Below are 12,473 nucleotides of genomic sequence, written 5' to 3'. Positions count from 1 at the left end.
ATTTATGAATAGCTATTCTTTTCATTAGTAGTAAAATTAAAATAAGAGAAATATTATTTGGGAGGTAATTGAGATGGCTTTACCTATTATCATAGATACTGATCCAGGCATAGATGATGCAGCTGCGATTAGTTTAGCGCTGTGTCATCCAAACTTTGACGTTAAGATGATTTCTACTGTTAATGGTAATGTTGATATTGAGAAAACAACTATGAACGCATTAAAACTTAAAGCCTTTTTTGAAAGTGATGTTCCTGTTCATAGCGGAGCTGAAAGACCTTTATTAAATGAGATAAATAATGCAAGCCATGTTCATGGAGAAAGTGGTATGGATGGTTATAACTTTCCAAATGCATCTTTAAAAGAACTTACTTCACACCATTCAGTAAATGCTATGTACAATATTTTAAAAAATACTAATGAACCTATTACTCTTATCGCTTTAGGTCCACTTACTAATATTGCCCTACTTTTCAATTCCTATCCTGAGAGTAAATCTCTTGTTAAAGAAATTATTTTAATGGGTGGAAGTACAGGTCGTGGGAACATAACTCCCCTAGCAGAATTTAATATTTACTGTGATCCTGAAGCTGCACACGTGGTATTTAATAGTGGCATACCTTTAACCATGATTGGCTTAGATTTGGCACGTCAAGCGCTATTTACCCATGAGTTTATCACCTCTTTTAAGAAGATGAATAAAACTGGTTCAATGCTTTATAATATATTCCAACATTATAGAGAAGATGATTTCGAAGTAGGTTTAAAATTATATGATGTGTTTACTATTTTATATTTAATGGATAGTGAGAGTTATGAGGTTAAAGAGGCTAATGTTCAAATTGAGTTACAAGGAAATTTGACGCGTGGCGCTACAGTAGTGAATTTTAAATCCGACTCCCCTAACTGTAGTGTAGTAACATCTACAGTTAACGACAAATATGAACAAGTCTTTTTAGAAATGCTTAAAAGATGTAAATAATGGTATAAAAATTAACGCTGTATTGTTAGAGTGAATCATTTTTATTCACTCTAAATCAATACAGCGTTTTACTTTCTAATAACTGTAATATGATGTTTGATTTAATAATCTATCATAAATATGTGAAATTTTATTTTCATTTGAAACTTTGTTGTCATTTGCGATATTAGTTCCCATAACAACAATATAACGTTGGTTAAAATATACAGTGAATATTTGCCCGAAAAATACTCCATTGATACGATCCCGTTGTTGACTTACATAAAAACCGTATCGATATGATTCTGGATACATTGTACTTCCCATTTGTTGTAGTAAAGGCGTGGTTGTTGATTCGTTGAATATTTTATTTTGTTGCAAGTTTCGAACTAGATGTGCCATATCATATGTTGTCATAAATAAATTACCTGCGCCATAGTACTGGTCTAAAATAGTTGGATGCATCGTTTTGAGCTTATTATTGATTATTTTATATCCAGTAGCCATATATTTTTGGTAAGGCTTTTCATTGAAAAATGCACTATTATTTAAATCATTTGGCTTTGCAATCTCTTCATAATAATTTTCAACATATGACTTATGTGTTACCTTTTCGATTACTTGTGCTAAAACCAAGTAGTTTGCATCATTATATAAATGTTTATGGTAAAACTTATTATCAATACCTCTTTGTTGAATCATGTGTACTGCACTCTCTAAACTTTTAGACTTTGGAGAGGCCTCAAATTTAAATAATCCACTTCTGTGTAACATTAAATCTTTTAGCGTTATAGTCTTAGAAGTTTTAAACCATGGAAGATATTTAGATACTGGATCATTGATATTAACCTTATTTTCTAATTCTAATTTTTTTAATATTAAACCTGTAGTAAATTTTTGTGCTGAACCAATTAAATACATTGTATCTGGGGTGTTTTTTATGCCCTTTTTAATATTACGATAACCATAACCTTTATTAAATACTAATTTGCCACGGTCAAGAATTGTGATTGAACCGTTAAATTGCACGCCATTTAAATATGTATCAACATTTTTCATATTGATATCGTTCGCTTCAACAATTTTTAGATGTTGAATTTTTTTTGGCTCTTTATCTTTATTTAAAAGATACAATTTATTATCATTTTCTTTATTATATTCGCTTTCTTTATGCCTAGCGCTAATGAGTTTCATTGAGAAAATGATAATCAGCAAAACTAATACACATAATACTACTGTAAAAAATATTGCTTTAATTTTATTTGTCTTCATCTGTTGCCTCTTTATAATTAAGCAGATAACGCTATAATTAAATTAAGTTATCCATTTAATTTATATTCATTTAATATTTTATATTATAAATTATGCTATAAAAAAATTCATCTCTAATTTATCATACGCTTATTTTTAAAAATCACATCATCCTTTAGTCCGATAAAGTGAGTGTATTTTTCTTAATCAGACTTAACTTAAGCGTATATAGAAATTTAATTTCTTTCCTTTTTTTGTGACAAAATTTAAGTTGTAATTTCTCCCGAAGAGTAATACAATTTATGGTTATGAGAGTTAAAGATTATTTAAAAAATTAAGTAACCTAAGTCATCTTAGTAAAAAATATAATTTCTTCGTTTAATTGATAACTATTAAAATTTAAGTATAGGAGCGAAAGTTATGAACCGTTTTTTAAAATACTTTATGATGTTATTGACTTTAGTTCTTATAGTAGTTCCTGTAATTTTTATTATCCATTTATATCATAGTTCTGAAGATGCTATGAAAGATTCTTATAGTAAAGATGATGCTACACGACAATCTAATATAAGAAAAGGAAAAGTTGATCCATCTAAAGATGCTGTATCAATTTTATTTTTAGGTATTGATGATAATGAAGGCCGTAGAAAAAATGGCCAAACTACAGAGCACTCAAGAACAGATTCAATGATTCTTTCAACCTTTAGTCCAAAAAAACATCAAATTAGATTACTAAGTATCCCCCGTGATACAATTAGTTATATTCCTAAAGTTGGCTATTACGATAAAATTACTCATGCACATGCATATGGTGGTCCAATAGCTGCAATGGATTCTGTAGAAGCAACGTTAAACGTACCAGTTGACTATTACGTTCGAGTTAATATGGATGCTTTTGTTCAAGCAGTTAATGAGCTTGGAGGCATTTATTATGATGTACCTTATGATTTAAATGAACCTAATACAGATGATACTGGTAGAATCAAAATCAAAAAAGGTTATCAAAAACTTAATGGTGATGAAGCGTTAGCAGTAGCAAGAACGCGTCACCATGATTCTGATCTTAAACGTGGCGAACGCCAAATGGATTTAATTAAACTTCTTTTCCAAAAAGCGAAGGATTTAAATTCGTATAGTAAATTAGATGAATTAGTTCAAATTGTAGGTAAAAATGCGAAACATAATTTAACATCTCAAGAAATCAAAAGTCTCGCTTCAATGTATTTATCTGATGATATAGACTTCAAAAAGTCCCAACTCAAAGGTAAAGATGATTACTTAGATGGTGTCTATTACTATAATCCAAGCGTCGATAGTATCGCTAAATATTCAAATTTATTGCGTTCAGATTTAGGACTATCTAAAATAACAGATAAGAAAGACTTTTTAGATGAACGTGTTATCAAGCATTATGGCTCATTAGTACCATTAACACCACTTGATCAATCTTTATTAAAAGATAACCAAAAAGATACGACTTCAAAAGATAACAATGATGATGAAACAGATAACCAATCAAATGATAGGAATGGTGAAGATGCTAATTCTTACAATAATGAACCCAATAATACAAACCAATCATCTTCAAATAATAACAACTCAGATGCTACCTATATTCCAGACCAATCAAATGAATTAGATAACAATCAAAACAATCAGTTATATTAAGTTGAAAGGAGCACGTACAATGTCACGTAAAACGTATGAAAAAGTTGCCAATATCAACGGGATGTTCAATGTTTTAGAGCAACAAATCATTCATAGTAAAGATATGGCGTTATTTAGAAATGAATTCTTCTACGTTAATCATGAACATCGTGAGAATTATGAAGCTTTATTATTGTATTACGGTAATACGTCTGAGAACCCTGTTGTTAATGGTGCTTGTTATATCGTAGCTCTTCCAGATATTTTCAATAAGGTAGATGTATTTGAATCAGAGTTACCATTTTCTTGGGTATACAATGAAAATGGCATTACAGAAACGATGCAAAACATTAGCATACCGCTTCAATATTTAATTGCTGCGGCGTTAGAAGTTACTGATGTCAACTTATTTAAACCTTCTGGCTATACTATGGGCATGAATAATTGGAATATTGCACAACTTAGAATTTTTTGGCAATACTGTGCCATCGTGCGTCAAGAAGCTCTTTAATCATAATTATTTATGTAATGAGCGGGCCGATGAAATCAATTAAATGACTATTGATTTCTGGTCCGCTCTATTTTTATCTCATTATTTAATATAGAACAACTCTATACTTATATTCATTTTGACTAATACTAATTTTTTTAAAAGGAGAACTACACAATGTTTGAAATTGTAAAAAATAAAAATATGCTATCAGACTGCTTTACAATTAGAAAAGAAGTATTTGTTAAAGAACAAGGCGTACCTCTTGAAAATGAACTCGATGAATTTGAAGAACACTCTACTCATATTATTGGGTACGACGATCAAAATCATCAACCATTCGCTTGTGCAAGGTTTCGACCTTACGAAGATGCTGTTAAAATAGAACGTGTGGCCATCTTAAAAGACTATCGTAATTATGGCTATGGTCATGCTTTAATGACTGCTGTAGAACATTTTGCCAAAGCACAAGAACACCAATGCCTTGTTTTAAATGCTCAAACACAAGCTCAAGGTTTTTACGAAAAATTAGGTTATACACCTACAGGCGACGTGTTTTTAGAAGAAAATATTGAGCATATTAAAATGTACAAAAATATTTAATATGCATTTATAATTTGTAATTAAACTGAAAAATGATTTCTTTATTTATATGTACCTAAAATTGCTAACTTTTATAAATTTAATATTTACAATTTTATCTACTGCAAATTAAAGCTAATTACTTATATCCTTTTGCTCCCTACACATGGTAATAAATGTAAAACAAATATATTTCTAAATTTAATCATTATTCAAAATACCGAAAAGTTTATTCTAAATTTTTAATTACCATTAGTATTATTATTCTTTGTTTGATATAAGTAAGAAAAAATTAAAGTTAGTTTACAAAATCGTTAAATTAATAATTTTCATCTATTTAATTACTATAATAGATAAATAACAACAATTATTAGGAGTAAAAACATGACAAAAAAATTCAGCCTAAAATTCCCTTCAATGATTGCACTTACACTATTTGGTGCTGCATTTACATCGCATCAAGCTCATGCAGCTGAAAACAATCAAACTAATACTAATGCTAAAAATGTAATTGATGATCAACACCAGTTAAATAGTGCTAAACAAGCTAAACAACAAGTAACGCAATCAACTCAAAATGTTTCTGGCGTTCAAGCTTATCACAATCCATCAGAAGTAAAACCAAACACATCTTCTAATGTTCGTACGTATGATGCTAACTTAGATAATTTACATAATTCAAATAGTCAATCTAAAATCCAAAACGGAACTAGTGTTCAATCTTCAAACAATGCAACTGTGAACAAAGCAACAACTAATGATGTTGCAACAAATAAGACGAGTAACGTCCAAGGCACAAATGCTACTCGAACAAATAATGCTCAACAATTAAATTCTAGTGCAACAAATAATACACAAACAACATCACAACAGAAAACTCAAGGTACAGCTAACCAACAAAATACAAATATTAATCAAAACATTGCGACTCAAAATAGTAACTCAACACAAACGAGTAAAACTAATGCAACTCAAAATTCAAACATTAATAAACAACAATCATCGGTTGCTAACCTTAATCAAGGTAATCAAAAACGAGATATTGAAAAAGCTAATACTGCTGTTCAATCACAAAATAAAATCCAAACATATAATGCATCAAATTTAAATAATAGTAGTAACAAGTCTCAAAATAATACACAAACAACTCAAGTTCAAAAAGCAAATACTAATTCAACAGTAAATGCTCAAAATACGACTGCTCAGCAAAACAATGAGCAACTTAAGACTCAAAACGATGCGACTCATTCAAGTAAAGCATCAACTACTAGTAACACGAAATCAACACAAACTAAACCAACAAATCCTACAACTAATGCACAGACACAAGATAATACAAATACAAACGTAACGACGTATGCTCAATCAATGACTGGTGATTCATCCGTTAGATCTGTAGGAGGTAAAGGTGGCCCTGCTACTAACGTTCGTGCTGTAAAACGTTATGCAGCAACTTCATCATTACCTAAATATAAACCTCAAGTGAGTTCTTCAATTAATAATTATATTCGTTCTCACAATTTACAAGCGCCACGAATTGAAGAAGATTATACATCTTACTTCCCTCAATATGGATATCGTAATGGCGTAGGTAATCCTGAAGGAATTGTTGTACATGATACTGCTAACGATAACTCAACTATTGAAGGCGAAATTAATTATATGAAGAATAACTATCAAAATGCCTTTGTACATGCTTTCGTCGATGGTAATCGTATTATTGAAACAGCGCCAACAGATTACTTATCTTGGGGCGCAGGTCCACAAGGTAACGAACGTTTTATCAATGTTGAAATCGTGCACACGCATGACTATGATTCATTCGCACGTTCAATGAATAACTATGCAGATTATGCAGCTACTCAGTTACAATATTATGATTTACAACCAAATAGCGCTGAATATGATGGTCAAGGTACAGTTTGGACACATTATGCTATTAGTCGTTACTTAGGTGGCTCTGACCATTCTGATCCACATGCGTACTTCCAAGCGCATAATTATAGCTATGACGAATTGTACGATTTAATTAATGAGAAATATTTGATTAAAGAGGGAAAAGTAGCACCATGGGGCACAACATCAAATAATTCTAATAACAATTCAGGTTCTAATAATAACAGCAATAGTAATAAAAGAAATAATAGTTCAAGCACTGCTAAAAATAATAAATTAACAGTTAAATCAGCAACTGGTTTAGCTCAAATAAATTCAAATAACAGTGGTGTTTATAATACAGTTTATGACGATTCAGGCAAAGCCACTGACCAAGTTCATAACACATTATCAGTTACTAAATCAGCTCAATTAGGTTCTGATAAGTATTACTTACTTTCAGATTATAATAGCGGAAAAACTTATGGCTGGGTTAAACAAAATGAAACAACTTATAATACAGTTAAATCTCCAGTAAAAGTTAACCAATCTTATACTATTAAACCTGGTTCAACGTTATATACAGTACCTTGGGGTAATTATAATCAAGAAGCTGGTACTATTTCTAAATCAAATACTGCACCATTTAAAGCAACTAAATCTCAGCAAGTAGGAACAGCTACTTATTTATATGGTTCAGTTAACGGACAAAATGGTTGGATAAGTCAATACTATTTAAGTCCCCTAACATCTAACGACAACGTAATGAAAGTTTCAGAATTACAGAATACACTTGGTCAAGTTTCTTCAAATAGTAAAGGTGTATATTCAACAGTTTATGATACAGTTGCCAAAACTAATCCTGAACTTAACGGTAATACGTATCGTATCACTAAAAAAGCAAACTTAAATAATCAAGAATTCTATTTAATTTCTGATTATAATAGTGGCCATTTACGTGGATGGGTGCCAGCGTCTGATATTTCCGTTAAGTCTGCTACACCTACTAAAACTGATGTTACTTCATATAAAGTGAACAGTAATACAAATGTGTATAGTACGCCTTGGGGCAGCGATAAACAAATTAAAGCGACAATTCCAACTAGTAATGAAGAATTAAGATCAATAGATAATGTTCAAATTGGTAATACTACGTATCTTCATGGTGTAGTTAACGGTGTATGGGGTTGGGTAAACAGTGATGATATCGTTAAACCACACTTCAATGCTAAGTTTGCTAAACCTGCCACAACACAAACTGTGTCTAGTATGGCACAAGTGAATGCTAATAATGATGGTATTCGTGCTACCGTTTATGATAAAAGTGGTAAAAATGCAGCGAAATATGCTAATAAAACGTATAAAGTAACTAAAGAACGAACAATTGATGATAATACGTATGTGCTGTTACAAAATCCAATTCAAAATACACCATTAGGTTGGTTCAATATTAAAGATTTAAATATTCAAAATTTAAGTAAGGAACAAAAACTTTCTGGAACTTATACTGTAAATAAAGCAAACAATGGCCTTTATTCAGTAGCTTGGGGTACAGCCCAACAACGTTTAGATAATAAAGATTTAGCAAACCAAACATTCAAAGTTTCAAAAACTGCTACTATTGGTAATACAACTTATTATTATGGTACGGTAAATGGAAAAACTGGTTGGATGGCACAAAACGATTTATCGTCTAACGCAACTGTTGATGATGCTGAAAATTATGAAGATGAATTAATTATTGATAGCACAAATAGTTTCTACTATGATGCACCTTCTTCAGCGAAAGCTTATGATTTAAAACCGTATAATGAAGAAATGTTCCATGTGACTAAGCGTAAAATAGTTAATGGTAAAACTTGGTACTACGGTAAATTAAGTAATAACAAATATGCTTGGATTAAAGATTCAGATTTGAAAAAGCAATTAGTGAAACGTAAGACATCATATCAAACATTAGACCAAGCTGTAGCAACACAACAAAATGCTTATGGTGCTCCACCACAAATACAACGTAATGCATACGGGTGGGCAAACGCTTCAACTAGTGAAATAAAAAATGCCATGAACTCTGATGCATTATCTAAAAATGATACACTTAAATATCAATTTTTACGTTTAGATCGCCCACAAAACTTATCAGTAGCAGGTATGAATAAGCTACTTAAAGGTAAAGGTGTTCTAGAAAATCAAGGTCAAGCATTTAGTGAAGCAGCTAAAGCAGCAGGTATCAATGAAATTTACTTAATTGCTCATGCTTTAATTGAAACTGGAAATGGTCAGTCACAATTAGCTAAAGGTGCAGATGTAGTGAATAATTACGTTAATCCAAATAGCGCAAATAAATACTATAATGTATTTGGCATTGCAGCATATGATAGCACCCCTCTTTCTAGTGGTATAAACTATGCTAAAAATGCTGGATGGAATTCAGTCTCTAAAGCTATCATTGGTGGCGCTAAATTCATTGGTCAAGATTATATTAAAGCCGGTCAAAATACACTTTACAAAATGCGTTGGAACCCTGATCATCCAGGTACTCATCAATACGCAACTGATGTCAATTGGGCAAACCTTAATGCTGAAATCTTAAAATCGTTTTACGATAAAATTAAAGCAGTAGGTAAATATTTCGAAGTAACGAGCTTTATCAAATAACAATTAAAATTAAAATATAAGAGGTAGTGTTAATAACATGCACCTCTTATATTTTTATACTAAAATAACCCTATGTCATTTCACTTAATTAAAAGTGATGACATAGGGTTTTATTTTTTAAAAATATATATGACGACTATTTAATTTATTCAACAATGAGTTTAAATTTTCGATTTCTTTTTTTGATAAACATTGGCATCGTGCTTCAATTAATTCACATCTTGCAGTATTAATCTGCTTAATTAAATCACGTGCTTCTTCTGTTAAACTTAATTCTTTACAACGTAAATCCTCATGTGATTGTTGGCTTGTAATATAGCCTTTATAAACTAATTTTTTAATCCATCGTGAAACAATGGACTGTTCTCTACTAATCTTCATAGTTAAATCATATTGAGATAAGCGGTCATAATTATATAATATTCTCAATAATTCTAATTGTTCATTAGTAATATCTGTTCGTTGTCCAAAGCGTCTATTTACTAAATTAAGATCATTATTCGTTAATGTGATAAGTTTTTCTAGTTGATTATACATAGTTGTTCTACTCCACTTTTGTAATTGTTATTATTATAAAATTTATTCTATCATTATACAATACTATTCAACAAATTGACTAAATTTGTTGCATTATTATATTATTATATACTAAGTTATATACAGTTAGCATTAAATAAAGGAGCACATCGTATGTCTATAAATAAAGATAGAGACTACTTTTTCGACAATGCACGTGCCATACTAATATTTTTAGTTGTATTAGGTCATATGATTCAGCCTTATACTTCTGAAAGTAACTATATGTTAGCTTTGTATCTTGTAATTTATAGTTTCCATATGCCAACCTTTTTATTTATTTCAGGATACTTCGCAAAGCATTTAGATAAACCCAATTATTTAGAGAATGTTGCTAAAAAATTGCTTGCACCTTATGCTATTTTTTATGCTTTTTTCTCAATTTATTATTTTATAACTGGAAAAAGTGATGCCATTCAAATGGACCCATTCAATCCTGTATTTGCTTTATGGTTCTTACTAACACTGTTCTTTTTCCATGTTATTTTAGTCATTATTCGTCGTTATAATCCAATGTATGTCTTGCCTATTACTATTATTGTCGCAGTATTAGCAGGCTTCTCAGATAACGTGGATGGCTATTTAAGCGTCTCACGTACGATAGTATTCTTCCCTGTGTTCTATATTGGCTATTTAATGACGACAGCTCAGACACAAATTTTCCGAAATAAGAAACTAAGCATTATATCAATATGTATTCTTATTGGTTTCTTTATTGGTTACTATATTCACCCTATTAACGGAGATTGGCTCTTAGGTAGTAGTCCCTATACGTCTCTCGAGAATCATAATCAAAGTGTTTATAGTCCACTTAAACGTTTAATGCATTACGTCATTATCTTTGTAACAATGTTTGCATTCTTAAATTTAATGAGTAACCATCAACGTTTCTATACTTATATTGGGCCACGTACGATGTATGTCTATCTATTGCATGGACTTGTAATTGGTGTAGTGCGAGGATTTAAGCTATACCCATTTCACGATTCCATTTCACTATGGACCTATATTTATTTGATTGGGACTTCAATGGTAATTGTTTACGTTCTTTCAAGTAATTTTGTATGTAAATGGACCAATCCAGTCATTAATCTTAAGAGACCATCCCAATTTAAGTTTTAACTATTGAAAATGAAAAACAACGCACGTATACCAAATTATAGTATTAAAATATGTTACTATTAGATTATTCTAAAAAATCTATAGTGACATACAAGGTAACTATAGTTTGGTATTTTTTGAGGTGTAAAACATGAAATTATCATTAAATTCAAATTCTAAATTTTTAAGAGCACCAAGTATTCGCCAATTCTCTAATCGCATGAAACATATTGATGATTGTGTCAATTTAACGATTGGTCAACCCGATTTTCCAATGCCAGATGTTGTTAAAGAAGCTTATATTAATGCGATTAAAGAAGATAAAACAAGTTATTCTCACAATAAAGGATTGACTGAAACGCGCCAGGCTATTAGCCAATATTTTAAAAATAAGTATGGCTTTTATTATAGTGAAGAGGAAATTATCGTAACAAATGGTGCAAGTGAAGCGCTAGATACTTCTTTACGTAGCATCATTGAACCTGGAGATGAAATTCTTATTCCTGGTCCAATTTATGCTGGTTACATCCCTCTTGTAGAAACACTTGGCGGGGAACCAGTGTATATCGATACAACGCAATCCAATTTTAAAGTCACACCTGAGTTAATCGCTCAACATATCACAAATAAAACGAAAGCCATTCTACTGAATTACCCTACTAATCCTACTGGTGTTATTTTAGAACGTCACGAAGTAGAAGCTTTGGTAGAATATTTAAAAACAAAAGAAATTTTCATTATTAGTGATGAAATCTATGCTGAAAATACATTTAAAGGTGAGCATACATCTTTTGCAGAATATGAAGTCATTCGTGATCAATTATTATTGATTGGTGGTTTGAGTAAATCACATTCAGCTACAGGTATTCGCATTGGATTTTTATTAGGCCCTGAATATCTTATTGAAAAATTAACCTTTATGCATGCATATAATTGTATCTGTGCTAATGTACCTGCACAAATTGCTTGTATCGCAGCATTAAATGAAGGTTTAGAAGCACCTCAATATATGAATGAAGCGTATGTTGAACGTCGAGATTATTTAAAAAATAAGCTTATAGAATTAGGCTTTGAACTTGAGGCTCAACCAGAAGGTGCATTTTATATTTTCCCAAGTATTAAGAATTATACTGAAGAAGATTTTGACTTTTGTGTTAAAGTGTTAGAAGAAGCTCATGTAGCTATCGTACCAGGATCATCTTTTACTAATATTGGTAAAGGCTATGTGCGTATCTCCTATGCTTATGAAATGAGCGTATTAAAAGAAGGCATGCGACGTTTAGAAGCATTTTTAAAACAAAATTATGATTTATAACTAAAATGAACCCATAG

General features: G+C 30.9%; 9 protein-coding genes. 7 read left to right on the top strand and 2 right to left on the bottom strand.

Going from position 1 to position 12,473, the window contains the following annotated elements; genetic code table 11:
• The first annotated feature begins 73 nt into the window (after positions 1–73).
• The gene (gene rihC / locus E2558_RS02145) at positions 74–982 is read left to right on the top strand and encodes a ribonucleoside hydrolase RihC (RefSeq protein WP_126565334.1); all 909 of its coding nucleotides are present in this window, start codon (positions 74–76) and stop codon (positions 980–982) included.
• Positions 983–1,057: 75 nt separating this feature from the next.
• On the opposite strand, the gene E2558_RS02140 is transcribed toward rihC, so the two are convergent.
• Positions 1,058–2,233 carry a serine hydrolase domain-containing protein gene (locus E2558_RS02140; RefSeq protein ID WP_126565333.1) on the bottom strand — a complete coding sequence of 392 codons (1,176 nt, stop codon included), beginning with the start codon at positions 2,231–2,233 and terminating at the stop codon, positions 1,058–1,060.
• 399 nt (positions 2,234–2,632) lie between these two features.
• Here E2558_RS02140 and E2558_RS02135 point away from each other — a divergent pair, with 399 nt between their 5' ends.
• The 4 genes from E2558_RS02135 to E2558_RS02120 all read left to right on the top strand — a co-directional run bounded on the left by E2558_RS02135 (position 2,633) and on the right by E2558_RS02120 (position 9,464).
• On the top strand, positions 2,633–3,880 hold the full coding sequence (locus tag E2558_RS02135; RefSeq protein ID WP_126565332.1) for an LCP family protein: 1,248 nt from the start codon (positions 2,633–2,635) through the stop codon (positions 3,878–3,880).
• A gap of 19 nt (positions 3,881–3,899) precedes the next feature.
• A complete protein-coding gene (locus tag E2558_RS02130) occupies positions 3,900–4,370 on the top strand; it encodes a DUF2538 family protein (RefSeq protein ID WP_126565331.1) in 471 nt (156 codons plus the stop codon).
• A gap of 156 nt (positions 4,371–4,526) precedes the next feature.
• Positions 4,527–4,952 carry a GNAT family N-acetyltransferase gene (locus tag E2558_RS02125; RefSeq protein ID WP_126565330.1) on the top strand — a complete coding sequence of 142 codons (426 nt, stop codon included), beginning with the start codon at positions 4,527–4,529 and terminating at the stop codon, positions 4,950–4,952.
• A gap of 363 nt (positions 4,953–5,315) precedes the next feature.
• On the top strand, positions 5,316–9,464 hold the full coding sequence (locus E2558_RS02120; RefSeq protein WP_126565329.1) for a GW dipeptide domain-containing protein: 4,149 nt from the start codon (positions 5,316–5,318) through the stop codon (positions 9,462–9,464).
• Between the two features lie 117 nt (positions 9,465–9,581).
• Here E2558_RS02120 and E2558_RS02115 read toward each other — a convergent pair whose 3' ends face one another.
• On the bottom strand, positions 9,582–10,001 hold the full coding sequence (locus E2558_RS02115) for a MarR family transcriptional regulator (protein ID WP_126565328.1): 420 nt from the start codon (positions 9,999–10,001) through the stop codon (positions 9,582–9,584).
• A 153-nt stretch (positions 10,002–10,154) separates the two neighbouring features.
• On the opposite strand from E2558_RS02115, the gene E2558_RS02110 reads away from it, so the two are divergent.
• The gene (locus tag E2558_RS02110; protein ID WP_126565327.1) at positions 10,155–11,162 is read left to right on the top strand and encodes an acyltransferase family protein; all 1,008 of its coding nucleotides are present in this window, start codon (positions 10,155–10,157) and stop codon (positions 11,160–11,162) included.
• Between the two features lie 130 nt (positions 11,163–11,292).
• Positions 11,293–12,456 (top strand): aminotransferase class I/II-fold pyridoxal phosphate-dependent enzyme, encoded by a 1,164-nt coding sequence (locus E2558_RS02105; RefSeq protein ID WP_126565326.1) that lies wholly within the window; start codon positions 11,293–11,295, stop codon positions 12,454–12,456.
• Positions 12,457–12,473: the final 17 nt, after the last annotated feature.

The sequence above is a fragment of the Staphylococcus pragensis genome, assembly GCF_004785665.1.
GTDB classification, from domain to species: Bacteria; Bacillota; Bacilli; order Staphylococcales; family Staphylococcaceae; genus Staphylococcus; species Staphylococcus pragensis.
The sequence above is the reverse complement of the archived record's forward strand: the minus strand, read 5'-3'. Positions and strand labels throughout refer to the sequence as shown.